Raw genomic sequence first — 24,198 nt, 5'->3', positions numbered from 1 at the left:
CCATAKKATGGCTGGGACGMATAGTCCCCGTCAMACCCGCCGCGGCGAGGTGAGTTAAAGCTGCGGTCGGTTCTGTTGTTTCTCAACGGTCTAATCCCGAGACTGGGGTGCCACGGAGGGCTTCTATCCCCTGCCATGACGTATTTCAAAAAGGTGAGAAAAGCCTCAGGCCTTCCTCTGAGGGAATCACTAGCATGGTTTTTTCCCGCACTGCCACAACGAAAGTGCGAGAAGTGCCCAACTCGCGCGGATTTTAAGATTGTCTCAGTCCACCAAGGGGCTCCGAAGGCTTTGCTTTGATGCCCAGTAATGACATAAAGACACAAATTAATAGCGTCATTACCCTGATCGTACGCGAGATGCAGAGGTGCCCATGCAGACCCGACTGACTCTTTCCTTCGGGGCCTGTGCCCTACTCGCACTGGCATCTTCGACCGCCATGGCAACTCCTTTGCAGGATCCTTACGGCACCTGGACGATTCAGGGCGAGAATGATGCCGTCTCCACTCTGAAGGGGACATCAGATCAGTATTATACATCTGGCCTGCGCATTAACTGGACGTCAGGAACCGACAATCTTCCGGAGCCGATTGCGAATCTGAATCATTTCCTGATGGGAAATGGGATGCAGCGCATCAGTATCGGTTTGCAGCAGCTGATTTTTACGCCGCGGGAAACCCAGATGGCGCAGCCGCCGCAGGGTGACCGCCCTTACACAGGCCTGATGCTCGGAACGGTCAATCTTATTAACGATACGGATCTGTCCCGTACGGTTATGGGAATCCAGTTCGGTGTCATGGGCCCCGCAGGCCTGGGACGTCAGGTGCAGAACGGGTTCCATAACCTGATCAGCGATACACCGAACAAAGGCTGGAAGCATCAGCTTGCGAATCAGCCGGTCATGCAGATTCAGGCTGGTCGAATTTGGCGTCTGCCAGTTGCCAAGGTTTATGGCATCGGAATGGATGTCCTGCCTGCGGTTTCCGGAGCAGCAGGTGACTATCGGACATATGCAGACGCTGCTGCAACTTTCCGCATCGGTCAGGGGCTGGACAGTGACTTTGGCAACTCCACGATCGGGCCGGGGCTGGATGGTACGGATGCTTTCCGTGGAACGCGCCCTGTTGCCTGGTATTTTTATGGCGGCGTAGAGGGGCAGGCTGTCGGGTATGATGCGTCGTTGCAGGGCAACACAGTGCGCCCCAACTCGCCGCATGTTGAGAAAGTCTGGGATGTTGGCGAAATTCACGCCGGCGTTGCCGTCATGTGGCATGGCATGCGTCTTTCCTATAGCCAGAACTGGCAGACGGCTCAGTTCAAGTCTCAGAAAGCGGGCTTGTTCAACTACGGGTCGCTCAAGCTCTCCGTCAAATTCTAAGACCAGACTTTAGGGTAACGCCCACACTAAAAAGCCCGACCGCAGAAAGCGGGACGGGCTTTTTTCTTAAGTGGATTGCGACGCAGGTTTAGCCTGATCTCCGACCGGGGAGCCAAGGAGATATCCTTGAACCTCTTCGCACCCATAAGCGTCCAAAAAGGCCATCTGGGATTCAGTCTCTACACCTTTGGCACACGTCGTGATGTTCAAGGCGCGTGCAAGTGCGAGAATCGCGCACATGACTTCGTTCGCGCGATTATTTTCCCCGAGGCTATTGATAAACCTGCGATCAAGTTTGATCTGATCCAAGGGATAGAAGCGTAGACGCTCCAGAGATGAAAAGCCGGAGCCAAAGTCATCAAGCGCAAGTCTGACACCGAGCGCGCGGACACGGGACAACTCACGGAATGTGATGTCTTCCGGCCCGAAGAAGCGAGGTTCGGACATTTCAATCTGCAGGCGTTCAGGGGCGAGGCCGCTCTCCTGTAGGATTTCCTTGACCAGTTTTGAGAGGCGCTCGCTGACCAGCCAGACCGGTGAGATATTGACGCAGACCCTGTGAGGAACATCCCATTTTGCCGCCGCCATGCAAGCCGTTCTGAGACTCCAGCTATCCAGCATCTCAACAAGACCTGCTTCTTCGGCGCAACGAATGAAGAGTGCAGGCGGGACTTCGCCGTAACCAGGTCTGGTCCACCGCAGAAGAGCTTCATGAGCGACGATCTGCTGGGATGCTGTGTCAACAACTGGCATCCAGTTCAGGAATAGGCCGTTCTGTTCTACGGCAACGGCCAGATCCTGTTCCAGGCTGGAGGACAGGATATGCATCCGCGTTGTTTCTTCGTCTGCGCGCCTTTCATGGCCACCGCCGAGGCGTTGGGCTTCCATGAGTGCAGCCTTGGCGCTCGTGAGAAGATCATCAACCGTATTCCCATCTTCCGGGAACATTCCCCATCCAACGGATAAAGAAAATGGCAAAGAGGAATTGGCAAGAGCAACGGGAGTTTCAGAAATCCGAAGGATGGATGTCATTAATGATCGTGTTGTTACCTGCGTATAGCCAGATGGCGTCAGCACGATAAAGTTGCCGCCGCCCATGCCGCCAAGGAATGCGCCTTGCGGCAGAAGCTTTTCAATTCTCCGAATGATCTCTTCGAGAATGATGTCGGCAACGTCCCAGCCGTAACGTTCATTAATGAAAGACAGGTGATCGAGATTGAAACGTATTAATCCGAACTTCGCCCGCCTTGTCAGGGTCGCAGTCTGCTCGATGTACCACTGCACGGATTCCATGCTTTGCATGCGGTTCGGCAGGACAGAACCTGTGTTGTAAATTGGATTCCGTGTCAGGCTTGCGAGATCCTCAAGCGCGTCCAAAGTCTTCTGGCCTGAAAGCTCAGCCGTTTCACCCGCAAGCAGGAGGAAAAGAGAAGTTGCCGTTCGCATGTGGCGATGCGCGCTGCCGATACTGATCCCTGCAACGGTTAGTCCTTGTGAGACTTGGAAGGTCTGTGATGAGGGGGTTGCAGAGAGTTCAGCGAAAGGAAAATTACCCAGCGTATCGGTGAGGGGAGCGCCGACATAAGCAATTTCAAACGGTAAGGCCTGCTTTGAAAGGGCGACTATTCCCGCTGAGGAGGCGCCGGTTAAGGAGCGCGCCAGTCTGAGCAGAGGCAGGTAACTGGCGGACGACGTCCCTTTCAGGAAAGAAGCTGCGTGCTGATCGTCACCAGTTGAGAACATACTGTAAACCCGATTATGGATAAGTCGTAAAACCGTCAAAGAACGATAAAGTTCCTTCTCGGAAGACAGATTAACAATTCTTTCTTAAAGGTCCTTTAACCAGAAATCAAAAGGCGGTCGGGCTCGGAGCGGTCAAAGAGCGTTAGCATAATTCTCAATGCTTCGCCCCGAGAACCTTTTAAAGATGGATTACGCATCAGTTCTCGCTCACTATCTTGCTGCATTGCAGTCAAAAGGAGTGAAATTCTTGCTCCTTGGGCTAGTCGGAAGCCCGGAAGGCCTGACTGACGGTCCCCGGCAAGGTCGCCTCCACCTCGGATTCGGTAATCCTCGTCAGCAATCATAAATCCATCGTTAGTGTCTCGTAAAAGTGTAAGTCGCCTGACGGCGGTTGGTGTTGCCAGTCCATCATGCAGTAGCAGGCAGAAGGATTTTTTTGATCCACGACCTACGCGACCTCGGAGCTGGTGGAGCTGGGCCAGACCAAAACGTTCTGCCTGTTCGATCACCATGACGGAGGCGTTAGGGATATCCACACCAACTTCAATCACGGTTGTGGCAACCAGGATGCGTGTTTCACCTCGTCGGAATGCTTCGAGGGCAGCCTGTCGAATAGCTATGTCCTGCTTGCCGTGGGCCAGCCCTACGATGTTGGGGAAGCGTTCTCCCAGCATGGCCCAACGTTCTTCTGCTGCCGCTGCGGATTGTGTTTCGCTGTTTTCAATGAGGGGGCAAACCCAGAAAACCTGAACCCCGTCAGCGACGGCACGAGATATGGCCGCCAGAATGTCTGGCATGGCGTCCATGTTATGCAGGGTCGTGCGAATGGGTTGTCTGCCTGCTGGTTTGGAATCCAGGCGGCTTACGCTCATTTCTCCCCATTCCATGAGCTGAAGCGTTCGCGGAATAGGGGTGGCGGTCATGACCAGAATATCTGTTGCCTGTCCCTTAGCGCTCAGATTCATCCGTTGCTTCACGCCAAAACGGTGCTGCTCGTCAATGACGGCCAGTCCAAGGTCCGCAAACGTCACGCCTTCCTGAAACAGGGCGTGAGTCCCGACGATGATGCGCGCGGTTCCATCGGCAATGGCCGCCAGTGTCTCGCGGCGTGCTGCGCCTTTGATCGTCCCGCTCAGATAAACGCATTGCGTGGGACAAAGGCGCGACACTGTCTCGAAGTGTTGGCGTGCCAGAATTTCAGTTGGCGCCATAAGGGCTGCCTGGGCACCTGATTCCACGGCTTGAAGCATGGCATTCATGGCAACGAATGTTTTGCCGGCTCCCACATCTCCTTGCAGAAGACGCATCATGGGGGCCGTGGCGGCCATATCCTGCCGGATTTCAGTAATAGCTGAGGACTGGGCTGCCGTCGGCTTGTGACCGAAGCGACGATTTAGCTCTGCCTGGAGTGCGCCCGTGCCTGGCATGCTGCGGCCCATCCGGCTGCGTGCTTTGAGGCGAGCCAATCCAAAGCAGAGTTGGTCAGCAAGAAGTTCATCCGCAGCAAGACGGGAAAGTGCGCGCTCTCGCACTGGCGCCCATTCGACATGAGCAGGAATGCTCTCCGGGGCCTGAAGGATGTGGAGCGCCTGTGTAAAAGCTGGCCAGCGGCGCTTTTGGACAAGGGCGTGGTCCTGCCATTCGGGAAAATCGGGCAGAAGCGTCAGGGCCGCGCGCATGGCTTTGCGCACTGTGTATGGAAACAGGCCCGCCGTCAGGGGCCAGACGGGTTCAAGTCTGGGAAAGCTGTCACGCTTTTCCCATGTTGTGACATGATCCGGCTGGGGCATCGTCAACTCACCCTGGAACCGGCTGGTCTTGCCCGAGACAAGAAGTTCTGCCTCGACCGTTGGGGCAGGCATGTTTTTCTGCTGGAAAAAAACCAGATCCAGCCTGCCTGTATCGTCTTCTGTGCGAATGATGGAGGGTTGGCCGGGGCGTGCAGCCTTGCGGATTGAGAGGACACGGACACGCGTTGTCAGGATTTCTCCCGGTGCGAGATTGTGTCCTGCGGCAACTGTGCGCAGAATACGACGGTCAACAATTCGCTCGGGAAGGGTGAACAGCAGGTCCAGGACGCGCCGTCCTCCTGCGATCTTTTCCAGCAGACTTGCATGTCTTGGCCCGATTCCGGGCAGGGACGTCAGTGGTGCGAAGAGTGGAGCAAGAAAATCTGGAGAGGGCTGTTCGGACTGCATTGCAACGGGCGCTCCCCGGGGCTTTTCTTGGTATGGCAGGGTCTGGAACGGCAGGTATAGGGCAAGAGCAGGATGGAACAAAACGAAACCATGAGCCGTGAAATGCCCCTCCCATCCTTTGGTCCGACCGTCTGGGGTGTCCCGGACGGGAGTGTGGCGCTGCTGCTTCGCCAGCGGCTGGCAGAGCATGAAGGGCCGTTGCTGCATGTTGCGCGGGACGACGCTGCTGTTGCGGCTCTGATGGACATGTTGTCCTATCTGATGCCGGAAGTTGAAGTTCTGCGCCTGCCTGCGTGGGACTGCCTGCCTTACGACCGTGTCTCTCCCAACGCTGCTTTGGTTGCGGAGCGTGTTGGAACATTGTGCCGCCTGCTGGAGCCGACGAAAGCACGCCGGATTGTTCTGACGACCGTGCACAGTCTGTTGCAGCGCGTTCCACCGCGATCGGCTTTCAAAGGCCAGTCCATCAGTGTGGCTACGGGTGAAATGCTGGATCAGTCTCTCCTGATCGAGGTTCTTGTCGCCAATGGCTACACGCGGACTGATACAGTCATGGAAGCGGGGGAGTTTGCGGCGAGGGGCGGCATTTTCGACCTTTTCCCTGCCGGCGCACCAGACCCGATCCGCCTCGACCTTTTCGGCGATGAAGTCGAAAATATCCGTGCCTTTGATATCGCTACTCAGCGCTCGACAGAAAAGCTTGCGCGTTTCGAGTTGCGACCTGTCTCGGAGTTCTCTCTCAGTCCGGAGCGTATCAGTCTTTTTCGCACGGGATGGCGCGATACGTTTGGGCCATCAGCTGCATCGGACACGCTTTATGAAAACGTCTCTGATGGGCGGCGTTATCCGGGTCTGGAGCACTATCTGCCGCTTTTCCATGATGGCGATGGCCACCAGATGGAAACGCTGCTGGATTATCTGCCAGACGTTGCAATCAGCTTCGACAGCCATGCACCGGAGATTCTGAAAGCCCGTCTGGACATGATCGCCGACCACTATGAGGCGCGTCGTGTTCCTGTTCGTGATGGCGAGATGCCGTATCGGGCACTTCCGCCGCATCGTCTCTATCTGGACCAGCATGGCTGGAATGCCATGCTCTCCAGGGCGCCATCTGTTTTGCTGAACGCATTTGGCAAACCGGATCTGGGAGAAGGCGTAGAAGCCGGAAGCCGTCCCGGACCGCTTTTTGCCCGGGCCAAGGACGGGTCTCGCGAGGGTGTTTTTGAAGCGTTCGGTAAGCAGGTTGAAGAGTGGGCGCAGTCTGGGCGCCGCACGTATGTCACGGCCTGGAGCCGTGGCTCGCGGGAGCGGATTGCCCATCTGCTTCAGGAACATGGCGTTGGCGTTGAAAGTTATGACGACTGGCCGTCCGCAGCAGGCATGTCCCGCGGGACAGTTGGTCTGCTCGTTCTCGGGCTAGAGCGTGGGTTCGTTTCAGATCGTCTGTGTTTTGTGTCTGAACAGGACCTTCTGGGAGAGCGTATTTCCCGGCCGCCTCGTCGCAAGAAGCGTGGTGAACAGTTCATTTCGCAGGTGGGCGAGATTTCCGAAGGGGACCTCGTTGTTCATCAGGAATACGGGATTGGACGCTATGTCGGGCTTGAGACCATCCGCGAAGGGCTGGTTGCGCATGACTATCTTTCCATTCTGTATGATGGAGAGCAGCGTCTTCTTCTGCCGGTAGAAAATATCGAACTCTTGAGCCGGTTCGGTTCGGAGCAGGCCAGCGTCCAGCTCGACAAGCTCGGTGGTACGGCCTGGCAGGCCCGCAAGGCCAAGATGAAGTCCCGCATCCGCATCATGGCGGGTGAACTGATTCGGACGGCAGCTGCGCGTGCATTGCGTGAAGCTCCTACGCTCGCGCCGGCAGAGGGACTCTGGGATGAATTCTGTGCCCGTTTCCCGTTCGTGGAGACGGAAGATCAGTCCCGTGCCATCGCTGATGTTCTGGAAGACATGAGCTCCGGTCGCCCAATGGACCGGCTGGTGTGTGGCGATGTAGGCTTTGGAAAAACCGAAGTTGCCTTGCGTGCGGCTTTTGTTGCCGCGCTTTCAGGAATGCAGGTGGCTGTTGTTGTTCCGACAACGCTTCTGGCTCGTCAGCATTACCGCGGCTTTGTGGCGCGATTCGAAGGTCTGCCAGTTCGGATCGGACAACTGTCACGCATGGTGACACCCAAGGAAGCGACAAAAGTCCGCGAAGAGATGGCGGATGGTCGTCTGGATATCGTCATCGGGACGCATGCCCTTCTGGCCAAGACGGTCTCTTTCGAACGTCTTGGCCTGCTGATTATTGATGAAGAGCAGCACTTCGGTGTCTCTCACAAGGAAAAGCTCAAGGCCCTGCGGGAAGACGTGCACGTCCTGACACTGTCAGCCACGCCGCTGCCACGTACGCTCCAGTTGTCCCTGTCCGGTGTGCGGGAAATGAGCCTGATTGCGACGCCGCCGACGGATCGTCTGGCAGTTCGCACGTTTATTACGCCGTTTGACAGCGTCATGATCCGCGAAGCGATTCAGCGTGAGCGTTTCCGAGGTGGGCAGGTGTTCTGTGTGTTGCCGCGACTCGCTGATCTGGACCGGATGGCAGAGCGCCTGGCCGAGATTGTTCCGGATGCGAAGGTCATTCAGGCGCATGGGCGTTTGACGCCGACCGAACTGGAACGCGTCATGACCGAATTTGCCGACGGCAAATATGACATCCTGCTCTCCACCAATATCGTGGAGAGTGGTCTCGATATGCCCAGCGTGAATACGATCATCATTCATCGGGCAGATATGTTTGGCTTGGGGCAGCTTTATCAGCTTCGCGGGCGTGTTGGGCGCGGTAAGCAGCGTGGCTATGCCTATCTGACCTGGCCGCAGACGAACCCATTGTCGGCCGCTTCTGAAAAACGTCTGGAAATCATGCAGACGCTCGACTCGCTTGGTGCTGGCTTCACATTGGCATCGCACGATCTGGATCTTCGGGGTGCTGGAAATCTGCTGGGCGATGAGCAGTCCGGGCATATCAAGGAAGTCGGGATCGAGCTGTATCAGCAGATGTTGGAAGATGCTGTCCTGGATTTGCGTCGCGAACGCGGTCGGAAGGCGGAGGAAGAAGACAGCTGGACGCCGAATATTATCCTCGGATTGCCGGTACTGATTCCAGACACGTATGTGCCTGATCTGCCGGTTCGGCTGGGGCTATATCGGCGTATTGCATCTCTGACCGGAGAAGCAGAAGTCGAGGCCATGCGTGCTGAACTTGTGGACCGGTTCGGATCATTGCCGCCAGAGGTGGGGAATCTTCTGGATGTTGTGCTCATCAAGCGTCTTTGCCGTGAGGCTGGTGTGGAGCGTCTGGAAGCCGGGCCGAAGGGTATGGTGCTTCAGTTCCGCAAAAACCGGTTCCAGAACCCCGCCGGGCTGATCGATTGGGCGACTCGTAAGAAGGATTCGGGCGTGAAGATCCGCCCCGATCAGAAGCTAGCCATTATTCGCGAAATGACGAACGCCACCCGCATTGGTTTTGCGAAGAAAGTAACGACCGTTCTGTGCAAACTCGTGCGGAAACTGGAAGACGCCGACTAAGCGTCTTTCCAGCTTCCGCAGTGGCACTCAGGGAACGGCGATAGGGAGCGGAATACGGTTGACCGTCGCTACGCCGCCCTGAAGGGCAATATCCCACGTGGTGGTGTCGCCGCTCTGGCGTCCCATCAGGCGGGCAATGGTAAGGGCGGTGACCACTTTGGTTGGGGCTGTCTGGCGAATGGCCTCGATCAACTGTGCAACATTGGTGATGCTGACATGGGTGTCTGCGGTGGATGTTGCGGCTGAAGAGCCGATCTGAATGGTTCCTGTGCCATCAATAGTGCTGCTTCCGGAAATGGCATGCAGGGCGTTGATCGTGATCTGCTGTGAGGAGCCGGAGAGGCCGCTTACGGACAGATCGGCGGACAGGGACGATGGAATAAGAGGCTGTTTCGAGTCGTGAATGCCTGTTCCATTGACCTTGATGCGGAGCTCAGGGCTGGTCTGGACTGCGTTGATCGTCGCGTGCTGGATGGTCATTGTGTGACCAGGGCGGGACAGTTTTACGCTGCTCCATGAGGCTTCTGGCGTTCCTTCATGGATGTTGTGGACTGTAATGGTGGCATCCTGCCCCTGACAGGCCGGGCTGATACCGCCACGGAAAGCACTCAGTGCTGCATAAGCGGCCGTTGCATTGAACTGTTCCAGCTTGGCTTCCGTGACTGCGCCTTTGGGGTCTTTCAGGGTGATAGGCCCGATATCGAGGCCGATGCCGGTTCCTGTCAGGGTGGCGTGCAGGCCTGATGCTGAAAAGCCGTGGGCGGCAGCCTGGTGGCCGTTCAGGGAATAGGTGAAGCAGGATGCAGGAATGTTCGGCAGCGTGTCTGCAAGAGCAGATGACGCGAAGGAAGGCAGAGCCATCGCTAATGCTGTTACGAAAAGGGTTTTAAAAGACATCATGCCCTCAATGCTGTGGTGTCTGATCTCTCAGACAGAAAGACTGTTAAGACTCTCTTAGGATTATGGAGAGACAATGGTTCCCCATAATCCTTCCTTGCGGGTGAGTGTGCATGTCTTCGTCCATTTCCGCCATGCCAGCGGTGCCGCAATACCTGTCCATCGTGAAAGACGAACAGGCCTCCGTGAACCGATGGGAAAAGACCAGTTCATCTTCGCAGCAGGCATTGACGACGTTCAAGGCTGAGGCCTCTTCCATCACAACGCCTGATCAGCTTCTGAAGAACTACAAGGCGCTGAAAGTCGTTCTTGGCGCCTATAACATGTCTTCCAATATTGATCAGACGGCCGTCCTGAAGCAGCTCATGACGCAGGACCCTACGTCTTCCAAGTCGTTGGCACAGAGAAGCGGGAATGCGTCCTGGAAAGCGTTTGCGACTGCGTTTTCAGACTGGTCGACGTCTCCCCTCTCGTCAGAAGACACTTTGTCTAAAATCGCCCAGAATTACCTGACGAACGGGTATGAAAGCAGCGTTCAGGACGAGACGCCGGGCCTTGGGGATGCTCTTTATTTTACCCGAACCGTCACGTCAGACATGAAGCTTTCCAGCATCATGGCAGATCCGAAACTGTTGAAGGTGGCGGAAAAAGTGTGTGGGTTCGATACAACCCAGTTTGGCGCACTGGATTACGACCAGCAGGTTCGACTGCTGGGGAACAAGCTGGATCTTTCACGTCTCAGCACGTCCCAAGGCGTGCAGCGGTTTGCTGAACAATATCTGGCGCTTCTACAAATCAGCCCTGAAGCATCCACGACGCCTGCCAGTATGCTCACACTTTACGGAAGTGGAGGGACATCGGACGGTATTCTGTCCCTTTTTACAGGAAGCAGTAGCAGTTCCTCGTCATCGCTGTATTCCGCACTTCTCTGATCCGATTGCGTGACATCCTGAGAGGAGGCCTGTATCGCGGCTAGGGGAAACGTGGCAGCGAAAAGGATCTCTCTTCATGGCGGGACTGGACCCTGAAGACTGGAGCGGCATTCGTGCCATGGGACATCAGATGCTGGATGCTCTGTTTGATCGTATGGAACATGTCGGGGAAGGTCCGGTCTGGCGCCCTATGCCGCAGGCAGCCAGGGATGAGCTGAGAACAGGCTTTCCTGCCGAAGGGACCTCTCTGGAAGAGCTGCACGAGCGTTTCACTGAGCTCGTTGTTCCCTATGGCAATGGTAATACTCATCCGGGTTTCATGGGTTGGGTGCATGGCGCCGGAACACCCGTCGGGATGCTGGCAGAAATGCTGGCGGCCGGTATGAACGCCAATTGTGGTGGCCGCAGCCATGCTGCAAATGAAGTCGAGCGTGAAGTTATTCGCTGGGCTCTTTCCATGGTTGGAATGCCGGAAGATGGGTCCGGTTGTCTGGTGACCGGATCTTCCATGGCCAACTTCATCAGCATCATTACGGCCAGCCGGGCGCGTGATCCGTCATTGCGACGGCATGGCGTTGGGCAGAGCAGAATGGTCGGATATGCCGCGACAACGGCCCACGGGTGTCTGCCTCGTGCCTATGATCTTGCTGGTTTCGGAAGCGAGGCTTTGCGCCGTGTTCCGGTGACGGGTGATCATAGGATGGATCTTGCGGCCCTGCGCCAGATGATCACCGAAGACCGCCAGAGCGGGCTGGTGCCCTTCATGGTAGCCGGAACGGCCGGAACGGTGGATTGCGGCGCTATTGATGATCTTCAGGGGATCGAGGCTATCGCACGGGAGAACGGCCTCTGGTTTCATGTGGATGCAGCTTTTGGGGCGCTGGCCTGTTTGTCGTCACGTTTCAAGGCGCAGCTTTCCGGCATTGAAAAGGCTGATAGTCTGGCATTCGATTTTCATAAATGGGCACAAGTCCCCTACGACGCGGGCTGCGTTCTGGTGAGGAATCGTGAACTTCATGCGGCGGCGTTTGCTCAGTCGCTCGACTATCTGACGCGTGAAGCCAGAGGGCTTGCGAGTGGCGCGCCCTGGTTCTGTGATTTCGGGCCAGATCTTTCCCGCGGGTTTCGGGCGCTCAAAGTCTGGATGACGCTGGGCCATTATGGCTCACAGCGTATGGGGCAGATGGTGGAAGAATGTTGTGACGTTGCAGAGCATCTTGCGCGCCGCGTGCAGGCTACGCCCGGGCTCGTTCTGCTCGCGCCAGTAACGCTGAATATTGTCTGCTTCGGAATAGAGGGCCTATCAGATCAGGATGTTTCCGAGCTGGTACAGGATTTGCATGAAAGCGGTGTGGCGGCCCCATCCACAACGCGGATCAACGGTCGGTTGGCGGTGAGGGCGGCGATCGTTAATCACCGCACCACGACCGTCGATACCGACCGTATGTTGGATGCCGTTATCGCGCTCGCCGCTGACCGGCGGGGGTGAACAACTCACTTAACTGGGCCATCATAGTGCCGCCGAGGTCTTCGGCGGAACTGATGGTTACGCTGTGTCGATAGTAACGCGTGACGTCATGGCCAATACCAATAGCCAGAAGCTCCGTGTTCCGATCGCTTTCGATCCGCTTGATGACCTCACGCAGATGGTTCTCAAGATAGTTATGTGGATTGGCGGAGAACGTACTGTCATCCACGGGTGCACCATCTGAAATCACCATGAGAATATGGCGGTGTTCCGGACGCCGTTTCAGGCGCTTCCAGGCCCAGAGCAGCGATTCGCCGTCAATGTTCTCCTTGAGGAGACCATCACGCAGCATGAGGCCAAGGTTCTTCCGGGCCCGGCGCCATGGGGTGTCTGCATCTTTATAGATGATGTGACGCAGGTCGTTCAGACGGCCCGGCTCGGGTGGTCGCCCGTTTTTGACCCACTGTTCCCGGCTTTGTCCACCTTTCCATTGGCGCGTCGTGAAGCCTAGTACTTCAACTTTCACGCCGCAGCGCTCCAACGTGCGCGCCAGAATGTCACCGCAGATGGCTGCGGTTCCAATTGGACGGCCACGCATCGAGCCTGAATTGTCGATCAGGAGTGTGACGACCGTGTCGCGGAACTCCATTTCGCACTCATACTTGTACGAGAGCGGCATGGTGGGGTTCGTGACGACGCGGGATAGGCGCCCGGCATCAATGATGCCCTCCTCCTGCTCGAACTCCCAGCGGCGTTGTTGCTGAGCCATGAGCCGCCGTTGCAGACGATGCGCGAGACGGGAAATCAGGCCCTGAAGTTGAACGAGCTGCTGGTCGAGCTGCTGGCGTAGCCGGTCCAACTCGTCGGGATCGCAGAGCTCGGCAGCTCCGACTTCTTCATCGAACTTTGTGGTGTAAGCTTTATAGGTTGAGCCGCCGCCGATAGCCGTGCCTTCACCTGACTGGTCAGACGGCCCCGCAGCTTCTTCCGAACCTGTCTCAGGGGAATCAAGCGCGTCAGAAGACGTCTCTGTTTCGCCTGTTATTCCGCTTTCACCGCTCTCTGGCTGATAACCATCTTCCTCATCAGGGTCATCGCCTGCAGGTGTCTGCTGATCTTCCTGCGGAACCGCGGCTTCATCTTCGGAAGGCTGTTCGTCTTCAGATAAATCGTCTGAAGGGGCCTGTTGTTCGATTTCCTCTGGGAGTTCTGTGAGCTGGCAGGCACCGAGCAGATGTGTGATCGCGCGTGCGAAGGCTTTCTGGTCAGATTGCGTGACAGCCATTTCCGCCAGTGCGTTTTTGGCTGACGGAGAGAGAGATGCGCGCCAGGCTTCCAGCGCCGGGCCGGCCTGCGAAGGGGTATGCTCTCCTGACATGGCCTCCCGAGCTAGCAGGCTCAGAGCCATGGCGGCAGGCATTTCGTCTTTGGTCGCCATGCGGTTGCAGCCCGCCTCGGCGCACTGCTGGATGACGCGCTGGTCAAGATTGGCGCGAACGCCAGCCATATGGCGGGAGCCATAAACTTCACAGCGCGCCTGTTCGAGGACGTTGAACGCCTCCTGAGCTTGCGGCTCTGGAAACTGCGCGTTCMGGCCACTCTTGTGGTAGCGCAGCTTCAGCGCCGCAGCATCGGCTGCTCCGCGAATTTTCTGAATTTCGCGGTCGTGCATGCTGCGGGACAGGTAGGGCAGTTGCACGGCATCAGGTGCCAGCGGAGCGGGCAGCCTGTTGCCAACAACCGCACCCTGAAAATCCACGCTCTGTTCAGGCGTGCCGCCCATGGCGCGAAGGGTTGCGATTGTGGCGCGGCGGAAACCTTCCTGACGGTTTTCGTCAGGAGGGGAGTTCTTGGGCGCGGACAAGGTTTTTTACTCCACCGGGGAGGTGTTGAAACAACGCTGATAGTATTCCGCAACAATACCGCGCTCGGCTTCGTCGCACTTGTTCAGGAACGTGAGGCGGAACGCGAAAGCGACATCGTTGAAAATGTTGAAGTTCTCAGCCCAGGCAATGACAGTTCGTGGGGACATGACTGTGGAGATGTCTCCGGCCATAAAACCCGAGCGTGTCAGGTTGGCCAAAGCGACCATACGCTCGACCATCTTTGTCTTGTCCTTGTCGTCCGTACCGATTTTCAGCTTGGAGGTGACAATGGCGACTTCCTGTTCAAGCGGCAGATAGTTGAGGGTGGCGACAATGTTCCAGCGATCCATCTGACCCTGATTGATCTGCTGCGTGCCGTGATACAGGCCTGTCGTGTCACCAAGGCCAACGGTATTTGCGGTCGCAAAGAGGCGGAAGGCCGGGTTGGGACGGATCACGCGGTTTTGGTCCAGAAGGGTAAGGTGACCCTCTGCTTCGAGAACGCGCTGAATCACGAACATCACGTCCGGACGGCCTGCGTCATATTCATCGAAAATTAGCGCACAGGGATGCTGCAGGCACCAAGGCAGCAAACCTTCACGGAATTCCGTTACCTGCTTGCCGTCGCGCAGGACGATGGCGTCCTTGCCGATGAGATCAATACGGGACACGTGGCTGTCGAGGTTGATACGGACGCAGGGCCAGTTCAGGCGCGCAGCAATCTGCTCAATGTGGGAGGACTTTCCCGTTCCATGGAAGCCCTGAACCATCACGCGGCGGTTATAGGCAAAACCCGCAAGAATGGCGCGTGTCGTGTCTTCATCGAACTTGTAGGATGGATCGATGTCAGGGACGTGCTCTGTCCGGACGGAATAGGCTGGGATCTGAAGATCGGTCTTGATGCCAAAGACTTCACGCGAAGACACCGTGAGGTCGGGCGCACCAAGAACACTGGTTGGGACCGCAGAACTTTCGGCGGTGGTGACGGTTTCCGGGGCGTCGATCGTCGCGAAATCACTCATGAGACTGGCGGACTTTCATTGAATTCAGGAATGTTCTGAAAAGATGGGCCTTTAGGCTCTATTCTTCCAGAGAGAAAATCAGGAAACGAACTCTGACTCGCGACTGAAATGCGTTTTCAGCACGGCATACGCGGATCCGATGGCCTTGAAACGCTCTTCAGCCTGCTTGTCGCCAATATTCGCATCAGGGTGGTGACGGCGGGCAAGGGCACGATATCGGCTTTTGACGTCATCCAACGACACGGGCCATGTCAGGTCCAACGTTGCGAGAGGCAGTCGAAGCGGTTCTGGTGGGCCGTCGGCTGTGGCGCGCTGACGTGCACTGTCTTTGGCGCGCTGGGCTCGGTCGCGGCGGCTGGCACCGAGAATATCCAGTGGGTCCAGAACATCTTCTTCGTTGAATTCGGCTTTCTGTGCCGCACCCGTCCCAAGTTTCCACGAAGGGCGCTGCCACGACGTGTCAGCTCTGAGCTGGGCTTCGATCTGGGCCGGTGTCATGCCGCGATAGAAGTCCCATCGCGCGTTATAGTCGCGAACGTGTTGAAGGCAGAACCAGAAGTAGGACCGCAGGGCATCGCGCCCGCGGGGAGCACGGTAGCCGGCAGGCTCTGCACAGCCTGGATGATCGCAGGTCTGGTCCGGTGCCTCTGGATCGGGGTCAAAAGCCCGATGTCTGGTAGATTTACGCTGCATGGTGTCTGATATGGGCAATGTGAGCCGTTTGATGCAAGCGGACAAACCAAGTCGGATTTAATTGACCATGACGCAGCCCCTCACCAGACGGGATCGAATAGCTGAAATTCTCCAGCGGGAACTGGCGCCGAGCGTCCTTGAAATTCAGGATGACAGTGCCCGGCATGCCCATCATGCAGGAGCAAAAGCTTTGGGGAGTATGGGAGAAACGCATTTCAATGTCGCCATCACCAGTGCGAAGTTTGACGGACTGAACCGGATTGCCCGGCATCGCTTGGTGAACGGATTGCTGGCAGGGGAGTTTGAAACAGGACTTCATGCCCTGTCTCTTGTTCTGTACGGAGAAGCTACTCCATGAAGCGTGCACTTCTAGCTCTTCTTTTTCTGTCTGGCTGCGCCACGAGTGGGTACGGGCATCTCCCTGCAGACCAGCAGGCAGACGTTCATAGAATTGAAACCTACATGAACGGTGTGACCGGGATGCAGGCGTCTTTCAATCAGACTGGCCCTGATAATGGGGTCAGTGCCGGACGATTCGTTTATATGCCCGGGCATCTGCGACTTGATTACGTGACGCCGCACACAATGGAACTTGTGGCCGGGGATGGTCATCTGGTTCTGGATGATATGGATAGCGGGGCTGTGACCCATCTGTCCCTGAAGCGGAACCCATTGGGGCTGCTGCTTCATTACCCAATCCGGTTTGACCAGGGGATCCAGGTGACGGATGTGCGACGCGGCCAGGGGTCTCTTCAGGTTTCGGTCGCAGAAGCGGATAACCCTTCACAGGGACTGCTGACACTCCAGTTCTCCGACACCGCCGGAAAGCTCTTGCTGATTGGTTTGCAGGGTGTGGATGCCCGGCAAAACCATTTCAGCGTGTCTCTGGGGAATATAGCGGAGGGGGTAACAGTGACCCCGACCGTTTTTACTCCGCCCGGGGGATAGTACCGAAATGCGCTGGCCAGGAAGCGGCCAGCGCCCGATCCAGGTCTTCCATGGAAAGGGTTGGGTTGAACCGTCTGAGGCTGGTGACGCCGAATTCTCGTATTCCGCAGGGAACGATGCCGTCAAAGTCATCAAGGGCTGGATCAAGGTTGATCGAGACGCCGTGCCAGCTGACCCATCGGCTGACCCGGATGCCAAGCGCAGCGATCTTGGCTTCTTCGCCTGTAAGAGGATCAAAGGCCCAGACGCCGATGCGTCCTTCTCTCGTAAAAGCCGTTACACCGAGGTGCTTGAGGGTCTCAATGATCCAGGTTTCAAGTCCTTTGACGAAAGCGCGAAGATCCTTGGGAGGTATCGTGCCGTTTTGGTGGCTGAGATTCAGGAGAACGTAAGCCAATCTCTGACCTGGCCCATGATACGTCCACTGACCGCCACGGCCTGCCTCATAAGTAGGATAGTGATGTGGATTATAGAGATCCTGCTGCTTTGCCGACGTTCCGGCCGTAAAGACGGGGGGATGCTCTACAAGCCAGACGACGGGATCGGCTGTTCCCTCGTGGATTTGGCGCGAGCGAGTGGCCATGAAGTTCAGAGCATCAGGGTACGGCGTTAGCCCGTCGGATTTTTTCCACAAAATTTCTTCACAAATATCGTTTCTGGTCATTGCTCTCGTTTCAGGCATCAGCTATATCGCCCCTCACCGGACGGTCTTGCACTACACAAGACGGTTTGTCACGGGGCGGCCGTGGCGGAATGGTAGACGCGCAAGCTTGAGGTGCTTGTGGGGGCAACCCCGTGGAAGTTCGAGTCTTCTCGGCCGCACCATCACTCTTCTGAAGTGATGGAAAAAATCTCGAAAATAAAAAATAAAACTCACCCTGAATGCCAAAGTTAAGGCATCAGTGTGATGTTTTTCTGTCTGTGCCATTTTGTTGCCAGACTGCTCATCCACAGTTATGCCTAACGATGTTTTCATCTGAACGCTGTTTGCCTTCGAGGCAGTGGTCAAATGATGTCTTGGCTGATGTGTGAGGTTTCGTGATCAAGCCCTTAAAAAAAGCAGTCCTTCCCGTTGCAGGACTAGGAACGCGTTTCCTTCCCGCTACTAAGGCGATGCCGAAGGAAATGCTTCCTGTCGTCGACAAGCCTCTGATTCAGTACGCTATCGACGAAGCCCGTGAAGCTGGCATCGAAGAGTTCTGTCTTGTTACGGGGCGTGGCAAAGACAGCCTGATCGATTATTTCGATATCGCTTACGAGCTTGAAGCGACGCTGAGAGAGCGTGGAAAGAAAAGTGCGCTTGAAGCCCTTCAGCCAAGCAGCGTTCAGGCGGGTTCTCTCGTCGCTGTGCGTCAGCAGGAGCCGCTGGGACTGGGACACGCAATATGGTGTGCTCGTTCTTTCATTGGGGACGACCCTTTCGCTATTCTGCTGCCAGATGACATTGTAAAGAGCGGCCGTAGCTGTGTTGCTCAGCTGGTGGATGCGTACAACCAGACCGGCGGCAACGTTGTCGCTGTTACGGAAGTGCCGCGTGAGCACACGAACCGTTATGGCATTCTTGATGTCGGTGCCGACGACGGCAAACTGGTTGAGGTGAAGGGGCTGGTTGAAAAGCCAAACCCTGAAGATGCCCCCTCCAACCTGTCCATCATTGGACGCTACGTTCTGACGGCTGATGTGATGAAGCATCTTGCCAAGCTAGAGCGCGGTGCCGGTAACGAAGTGCAGCTTACGGATGCCATGGCCAAGATGATTGGGCATGTTCCGTTCCATGGATTGCGTTACGAAGGCACACGTTACGACTGTGGTGACAAGGCGGGCTTCCTGGAAGCACAGATCGCGTTCTCTATTGATCGTCCTGATCTTGGGGATGCGGTTAAGGCGTTTCTTAAAAAGTATGTCGACGCCGTTTGATCTTTAGGACACAGCATTATTGCCTGATGGTAGTGCTGATTTAAGAAGGAAGAGCTTTATCATTAAACGATAAAGCTCTTTTTTTTTGCCCTCATGACGGACGGCTATCACAGAATCTTCGCAGCGGGGTTTTGGCGAAAATGCTGGGCAACAATGCGCCTCTCATGTCATGAAGGGTGTCATGTCCATGCCATTTCAGTCTTTTTTAGAGCCAGGTCAGATTGTTCAGCATCCTGATTTTCCTGAGTGGGGATGGGGGCAGGTGCAATCTGCAATCGGCGAGCGTGTTACGGTCAATTTTCAGAATGAGGGTAAAATTCTGATTGATGCGTCACGTGTGGAGCTGAAATTGGTTAAAGGCTGATCTCAGCCTTTGATCCGCTCTTTATTCGCGAAGTATAGCCGCAACGCCCTGAACGTCCTGCTTCCTCCGGTTTGTGGAGTGTGTGGAGCAGACGTCATGACGAATGGTGCTTTCTGTTCCGATTGTTTTTCTGCAGCTCGGAGAATTATTTTTCCATGCTGTGAAAAATGTGGCGTTTCGCTCTCTAATGAGGCCTTCGGGGGTACACGAAATATCTGTGTATCCTGTCAGTTGCGTCCTCCAGTCTGGCGGTCTGCACGGGCTGCCTTTGAGTATGATGACTGGTCCAAGCGGCTGATTCTTCCCCTGAAATATTCTGATCGGACCGAGAACGCACATATCCTTGTGCAGGAAATGTCTCGCGCAGGATGTGTCTTGCTGGATCAAGCGACCCTTCTGATCCCCGTTCCAATGCATCGCACCAAGTTGTGGCGACGACGATATAATCAGGCCGCTCTACTGGCGCATGGTTTATCCCGCAGAAAAGGCGTTCCCGTGCTTGCTGATGGTCTTGAGAGGCGCCGGGCAACCAGGCCACTGGCGCGTTTGTCTGCCAAGGAGCGTCAAAGGGAAATCGCTGACACGATTGTTGTGCGCGCCCGGCGGAAAAAACGAATTGAAGGGCAGGCCGTTCTTCTGGTGGACGATGTGCTGACGACAGGTGCGACTGCTTCTGTTTGCACTGGCGCCCTTTTGAAGGCCGGGGCATTGTCGGTGGATATTCTTGTTGCAGCGCGAACCTGCAAAGGCGATGAACAGGACGTTCCGTATCCCGAGGAGTAAGAACCTTATGTCAAAAATCGAAATCTTTACCCAACCGGGATGCCCTTATTGTGTTCATGCTGTTGATCTTCTGAGATCAAAGGGCGTGGCGTTTAAGGAGATCAACGCGCCGCACGGAACCCAAGAGCGTGAAGAATCCATCAGTCGCTCGGGCCGCAGGACTGTCCCTCAGGTGTTCGTAAATGGGCAGTCTCTAGGAGGATGTGATGATATCGTGGCTTTGGATCGGGCTGGGCGGCTTGATTCTCTGCTTGGCGGTGCCTGAATGCGCTGGGGACGGCTTCTTGCTGGCGCACTGCTCTGCCTGACACCCTTCATGGGCTATGCGGCAGCACCGGTAATCTCTCAGGCAGCCTCCGAGCCTTCCGAACTGGGCCTTTGGCTATCCGCGGGTAAAGACGGTGTGTTCTCTATCGAGCATTGCGGAAATGCCCTTTGCGGCAAGCTCGTCGGGATGGACTATGACGGGGAGATGCCGAAGGACGTTTGGGGCCGTGCAGAGTGCCATCTTTGGATTTTGACAGATTTTGTAGCAGCAGAAGATCAGAAATGGCGGGGTCACATCCTTGATCCACGAAGCGGACGTATCTATCAGGCATACATCTGGCTCTCCGAGCCAAATGTTCTAAAGCTGCGTGGCTTTGTTCTGGGAATGCCGCTTCTGGGGCAGACCGAGACCTGGACGCGATATACCGGAGGCTCATTCGGGCCACAGTGTAAGATGTCTCCGCAGCCTCACTGAGAAACTACAATGGCAGGCCATGTCTCTCTGATATGGTTTGCCAGAAACATGCAGACCAATTTCAGGTCTCTGCTTCTGCCGAACTGAAAGGACCGTGGAACCACTATGTCCCACCCTCTTTCCCGCCGCGATTTTGCGCTCGGGCTGGCTGCTGGTGCGGTTGGCGCCAGCGTGGCAGGCACGTCTTATGCCGCTGACGAACCGAAAATTATTCCCGTTCCCCCGCCACCGCCCAAGCCTGTTTCCAAGACGATATGTTTCGTCGGAGGATATACAAAACACGCGCCTCCAGGAGGAGCTGGAAACGGGCAGGGTATTGCGGTGTTCGAGATGGACCGCGAGTCAGGTGTTCTGACGCCGATCACCACCTACACTGACATTGCCAGCCCGTCTTTCATTACGCTTTCTGCAGATAATCGCTTTCTGTATGCCCTGAGCGAAATCGACGATTTCAACAAAGATGGTGACGGATCTGTCACGGCTTTCGCCGTTGATCAGAAGACCGGCTCTCTGCGCAAGCTCAATAGCGTTAGCTCTGGCGGGGCGGTCCCGGCCCATCTGAGTGTGCATCATTCTGGCCGTTATGTTCTGGTCGCGAATTATGTTGGCGGGTGTGTTGCGGTTCTGCCTATCCGCAGCGATGGGTCCTTGGGTGACGCGACGGATGTGGTCCATAATACCGGGCCGCGTCAGCCAGAGCGGGCATCCGATAATCCGCAGGGAAATTTTGCAGTTTCCGATCATTCCGGCTCTCATCCGCATATGATTCGTTCTGATCCAAGTGGGCGTTTCGTGATTGCGGATGATGCGGGGCTGGATCGCGTCTATGTCTGGATGCTGAATCTGGCGACTGGAAAGCTAATTCCGGCAAAGACACCCTATTACGAGATGGAACCGGGCTCTGCGCCGCGTCACTTCGAGTTCAATCACTCTGGACGCATCATGTACAATCTGTGCGAGCAGAACTCGAAGATTGTTGTGTCCACTTTTGATCCGCTGACGGGTGCGATCACGAATATCCAGACGGTCAGCACTGTCACGCCGCATTTCCGTGGCTCGACGCTGGCTGCGGAAATTCTGATTTCGGCCAGTGGCAAGTATGTCTACGCGTCCAACCGCCTGGGCGATTCGCTGGCTGTGTTCGCGATTGCTGCGGATGGAACGCTGTCCCTGCAGGATGAAGTCTGGATGCATGCCGATTATGGCCGCGCCATGATGTTCGATCCGTCCGGGACGTTCCTGTTCTGCGCCAACCAGCGTTCGGATGCGGTGACGTCCTTCAAGGTGGACAAGAACACCGGGCAGCTTGCGTTTACTGAGAACTTTACGCCTGTCGGTAGTCCGACGACGTTTGCGTTCATGAATACGCAGGTCTGACATTCAATGGAAAAGGCGCTCTTCGGAGCGCCTTTTTTATTTTAGCCCTTCGTGAACATCGCGATGTAGTTCACGCCGGTGTCGCGGGTTGTGCGCCAGCGCGGAGGCAGGTAGCTCATGCCGGCAATATCGGTCATGCGCAGGCCGGCGTTCCGGGCCATGGCTGCCAGTTCTTCCGGCTTGATGAATTTCTTCCAGTCATGTGTTCCGACAGGTAGCATCCGCAGAAGGTATTCCGCGCCCAGCTTTGCCATCGCGAACGAACGCGGTGTGCGGCTCATTGTAGAGACGGCAACCATGCCACCCGGGCGGGTCAGGGTTGCAAGCATGTGCAGGAAATCCTGCGGATCGTTGACGTGCTCGATGACTTCCAGAGCTGACACGACGTCGAATTCTGCGCCTTCCTCGACCAGATCTTCCGCGCTGCCATTACGATAAGATAGAGGCGCGGCACTCGGTGGTAGTGGGTAGGTAGCCTGATGGGCGCGGGCAGCTTCGATCCCGTCCGGGCTTGCATCAAGGCCGAGTGTCTCGAACCCCAGCTTTGCAAAAGCTTCGCTGGCGAGGCCTGCGCCACAGCCAATATCGAGCAGGGAAAGGCGTTTTCCTTCGGACGGCTTGAGAGAGGTCGTTCGGGAGGCGACCCAGTCCGTCCGCAGGGGGTTCATGGCATGCAAAGGGGCCATCGGACCACGCGGATTCCACCAGTCCTTGGCCAGCGCACTGAAATGGGCGATTTCGGAATCGGAAACGGAAGAGCGATGTGAGGTGCTTCCGGAAACGGTTTCTGAGGCCATCAGAACTGTCCTTCTGTGTGCCCGCATGATGCCGTCGGCTGGACGCGGCGTGGCGAGACGAGTATGTGGACCGGCAGAGTCTGTTCAGAAGACCGGCCGGCAAATCTGTTTTGTGCCGTATCCGATGCCAGACCCGAGCGCGCAACGCCAGACACGTACTGGAGCCTTATCCGCGATGTCCATGTCCGATACTTCCGTTCACGACCAGGTTTCCGGTCGTGCCGATACTCTTTCCATGTCTGTGGATAGCGGGAAACGGAAAACGATCGTCATGAAATTCGGCGGTACGTCCGTCGGAACAATTGAACGCATTCGGGTCGTTGCGCAGCGGGTTAAGGCCGAGCATGCGCAGGGGCGTCGGGTAGCCGTTGTCGTGTCGGCCATGGCGGGTGTGACCAATCAAATGGTTGGATACTGCGCCGAGTTGGATCCGCTGGCGGACCCGAAGGAATATGATGCCGTTGTCGCGTCTGGTGAACAGGTCACGAGTGGTCTTGTGGCTATCGCGCTACAGGCACTAGGCGTTCCGGCACGCTCTTTTCAGGGCTGGCAGATCCCGCTTGTGACGGATGACGCGCATGGCAAAGCGTCCATTGATGGTGTTGATGGCACGGAACTGCTGAAATGCCTTGATAGTGGCGTTGTGCCAGTTATTGCCGGTTTCCAAGGGATGGGGCCGGATAACCGGATTGCCACACTGGGGCGTGGCGGATCGGACACATCTGCTGTAGCGATTGCCGCGGCGATCCATGCGGATCAATGCGACATCTATACGGATGTTGATGGAATTTATACGACGGACCCGCGTATCGTGAAGCGTGCGCGGAAGCTGGATCGCATCACTTATGAAGAGATGCTTGAACTCGCTTCCGTGGGCGCCAAGGTACTTCAGACCCGCAGTGTCGGGCTGGCGATGCGTGAAGGGGTCCGTGTACGTGTGCTGTCGTCATTCTCCGAGACGGACGATGACAGTGGGTCGATTGTGGTGGATGAGGACGAGATCGTGGAGAAGGAACTGGTTGCGGGCATTGCCAGCTCGCATGATGAAGCAAAGCTCTCCGTCCGGCGTATCCCGGACCGTCCGGGCATTGCCGCGGCCATCTTCGGACCTCTGGCTGAAGCAAACATCAATGTGGACATGATCGTGCAGAGCACGGGCGTTGACCGCATGACGAACATGACCTTCACGGTCGGTAAAAGCGATGAGGCTGCTGCCCGCGCTGTTCTGGAAAGTGCTCATGGCATCATCCAGTATGGCGAGCTTGAGACGTCCCACAATGTGGTGAAGATCAGCGTCGTGGGTGTTGGTATGCGATCGAATGCCGGGCTTGCGGCGACCATGTTCGCTACGCTGGCGGAACGTGGGATCAACGTGCAGGTGATTTCCACCAGTGAAATCAAGATCTCCGTCCTGATTGATTCGGAATACAAAGAGCTTGCGATGCGTGCACTGCACACCGCGTACGGGCTGGACAAGAAAGAGGAACCCTCTACGTGAGTG

Annotated in this window: 21 protein-coding genes and 1 tRNA gene; 14 read left to right on the top strand and 8 right to left on the bottom strand. The window is 56.3% G+C overall.

What is annotated here, in order from left to right; genetic code table 11:
• Positions 1-373 precede the first annotated feature (373 nt).
• Positions 374-1,378, top strand: a complete 1,005-nt coding sequence (locus KP708_RS09535) for a lipid A deacylase LpxR family protein (RefSeq protein WP_202207361.1) — start codon at positions 374-376, stop codon at positions 1,376-1,378.
• Positions 1,379-1,444: 66 nt separating this feature from the next.
• On the opposite strand, the gene KP708_RS09530 is transcribed toward KP708_RS09535, so the two are convergent.
• A complete protein-coding gene (locus KP708_RS09530) occupies positions 1,445-3,121 on the bottom strand; it encodes a GGDEF domain-containing phosphodiesterase (RefSeq protein WP_215750853.1) in 1,677 nt (558 codons plus the stop codon).
• Between the two features lie 95 nt (positions 3,122-3,216).
• Complete coding sequence (recG, locus tag KP708_RS09525) at positions 3,217-5,319, bottom strand: ATP-dependent DNA helicase RecG (RefSeq protein ID WP_215750854.1); 2,103 nt, start codon at positions 5,317-5,319, stop codon at positions 3,217-3,219.
• Positions 5,320-5,391: 72 nt separating this feature from the next.
• Here recG and mfd point away from each other — a divergent pair, with 72 nt between their 5' ends.
• Positions 5,392-8,892 (top strand): transcription-repair coupling factor, encoded by a 3,501-nt coding sequence (gene mfd / locus KP708_RS09520; protein ID WP_215750855.1) that lies wholly within the window; start codon positions 5,392-5,394, stop codon positions 8,890-8,892.
• Positions 8,893-8,919: 27 nt separating this feature from the next.
• Here the strand turns inward: mfd and KP708_RS09515 are convergent, their stop codons facing one another.
• Positions 8,920-9,792: a DUF2125 domain-containing protein gene (locus KP708_RS09515; RefSeq protein WP_215750856.1), complete on the bottom strand. Its 873-nt coding sequence runs from the start codon at positions 9,790-9,792 to the stop codon at positions 8,920-8,922.
• Positions 9,793-9,902: 110 nt separating this feature from the next.
• Here KP708_RS09515 and KP708_RS09510 point away from each other — a divergent pair, with 110 nt between their 5' ends.
• Complete coding sequence (locus KP708_RS09510; protein WP_211496916.1) at positions 9,903-10,721, top strand: DUF1217 domain-containing protein; 819 nt, start codon at positions 9,903-9,905, stop codon at positions 10,719-10,721.
• 76 nt (positions 10,722-10,797) lie between these two features.
• Complete coding sequence (locus KP708_RS09505) at positions 10,798-12,210, top strand: pyridoxal-dependent decarboxylase (RefSeq protein ID WP_215750857.1); 1,413 nt, start codon at positions 10,798-10,800, stop codon at positions 12,208-12,210.
• Here the strand turns inward: KP708_RS09505 and KP708_RS09500 are convergent.
• The 3 genes from KP708_RS09500 to KP708_RS09490 form a co-directional block, all read right to left on the bottom strand.
• The gene (locus tag KP708_RS09500) at positions 12,179-14,053 is read right to left on the bottom strand and encodes a cobaltochelatase CobT-related protein (protein WP_215757168.1); all 1,875 of its coding nucleotides are present in this window, start codon (positions 14,051-14,053) and stop codon (positions 12,179-12,181) included. The two genes, KP708_RS09505 and KP708_RS09500, sit on opposite strands and share 32 nt — an antisense overlap.
• Positions 14,054-14,059: 6 nt before the next feature.
• On the bottom strand, positions 14,060-15,076 hold the full coding sequence (gene cobS, locus KP708_RS09495) for a cobaltochelatase subunit CobS (RefSeq protein ID WP_215750859.1): 1,017 nt from the start codon (positions 15,074-15,076) through the stop codon (positions 14,060-14,062).
• Between the two features lie 78 nt (positions 15,077-15,154).
• The gene (locus tag KP708_RS09490; RefSeq protein ID WP_211500707.1) at positions 15,155-15,769 is read right to left on the bottom strand and encodes a J domain-containing protein; all 615 of its coding nucleotides are present in this window, start codon (positions 15,767-15,769) and stop codon (positions 15,155-15,157) included.
• 67 nt (positions 15,770-15,836) lie between these two features.
• Here KP708_RS09490 and KP708_RS09485 point away from each other — a divergent pair, with 67 nt between their 5' ends.
• A complete protein-coding gene (locus KP708_RS09485; protein WP_215750860.1) occupies positions 15,837-16,127 on the top strand; it encodes a BolA family transcriptional regulator in 291 nt (96 codons plus the stop codon).
• Positions 16,124-16,717 carry an outer membrane lipoprotein carrier protein LolA gene (locus KP708_RS09480; RefSeq protein WP_215750861.1) on the top strand — a complete coding sequence of 198 codons (594 nt, stop codon included), beginning with the start codon at positions 16,124-16,126 and terminating at the stop codon, positions 16,715-16,717. Before KP708_RS09485 ends, KP708_RS09480 begins: the two co-directional genes overlap by 4 nt.
• Here KP708_RS09480 and lipB read toward each other — a convergent pair.
• Positions 16,698-17,381, bottom strand: coding sequence for a lipoyl(octanoyl) transferase LipB (lipB, locus tag KP708_RS09475; RefSeq protein WP_215750862.1), 684 nt, complete (start codon positions 17,379-17,381; stop codon positions 16,698-16,700). The genes KP708_RS09480 and lipB overlap by 20 nt on opposite strands.
• A gap of 75 nt (positions 17,382-17,456) precedes the next feature.
• Between lipB and KP708_RS09470 the strand changes: the two genes are divergently transcribed.
• The 7 genes from KP708_RS09470 (at position 17,457) to KP708_RS09440 (ending at position 21,900) form a co-directional block, all read left to right on the top strand.
• Positions 17,457-17,542, top strand: a tRNA-Leu gene (locus tag KP708_RS09470).
• Between the two features lie 213 nt (positions 17,543-17,755).
• Positions 17,756-18,634: a UTP--glucose-1-phosphate uridylyltransferase GalU gene (galU, locus tag KP708_RS09465; RefSeq protein ID WP_202207373.1), complete on the top strand. Its 879-nt coding sequence runs from the start codon at positions 17,756-17,758 to the stop codon at positions 18,632-18,634.
• Positions 18,635-18,815: 181 nt separating this feature from the next.
• A complete protein-coding gene (locus KP708_RS09460) occupies positions 18,816-18,998 on the top strand; it encodes a DUF3553 domain-containing protein (protein ID WP_202207374.1) in 183 nt (60 codons plus the stop codon).
• 9 nt (positions 18,999-19,007) lie between these two features.
• Complete coding sequence (locus KP708_RS09455) at positions 19,008-19,781, top strand: ComF family protein (RefSeq protein ID WP_256445259.1); 774 nt, start codon at positions 19,008-19,010, stop codon at positions 19,779-19,781.
• Between the two features lie 7 nt (positions 19,782-19,788).
• A complete protein-coding gene (gene grxC / locus KP708_RS09450) occupies positions 19,789-20,046 on the top strand; it encodes a glutaredoxin 3 (RefSeq protein ID WP_215750864.1) in 258 nt (85 codons plus the stop codon).
• Positions 20,047-20,523, top strand: coding sequence for a DUF2147 domain-containing protein (locus tag KP708_RS09445; protein WP_215750865.1), 477 nt, complete (start codon positions 20,047-20,049; stop codon positions 20,521-20,523).
• A 105-nt stretch (positions 20,524-20,628) separates the two neighbouring features.
• Positions 20,629-21,900, top strand: a complete 1,272-nt coding sequence (locus tag KP708_RS09440; protein WP_202207378.1) for a lactonase family protein — start codon at positions 20,629-20,631, stop codon at positions 21,898-21,900.
• Positions 21,901-21,941: 41 nt separating this feature from the next.
• Here the strand turns inward: KP708_RS09440 and ubiG are convergent, their stop codons facing one another.
• The gene (gene ubiG / locus KP708_RS09435) at positions 21,942-22,697 is read right to left on the bottom strand and encodes a bifunctional 2-polyprenyl-6-hydroxyphenol methylase/3-demethylubiquinol 3-O-methyltransferase UbiG (RefSeq protein WP_215750866.1); all 756 of its coding nucleotides are present in this window, start codon (positions 22,695-22,697) and stop codon (positions 21,942-21,944) included.
• Positions 22,698-22,872: 175 nt separating this feature from the next.
• On the opposite strand from ubiG, the gene KP708_RS09430 reads away from it, so the two are divergent.
• Positions 22,873-24,195 carry an aspartate kinase gene (locus KP708_RS09430; RefSeq protein WP_215750867.1) on the top strand — a complete coding sequence of 441 codons (1,323 nt, stop codon included), beginning with the start codon at positions 22,873-22,875 and terminating at the stop codon, positions 24,193-24,195.
• Positions 24,196-24,198 lie beyond the last annotated feature (3 nt).

The sequence above is a fragment of the Gluconobacter sp. P5H9_a genome (genome assembly GCF_018812085.1).
GTDB lineage: Bacteria > Pseudomonadota > Alphaproteobacteria > Acetobacterales > Acetobacteraceae > Gluconobacter.
The sequence above is the reverse complement of the archived record's forward strand: the minus strand, read 5'-3'. Positions and strand labels throughout refer to the sequence as shown.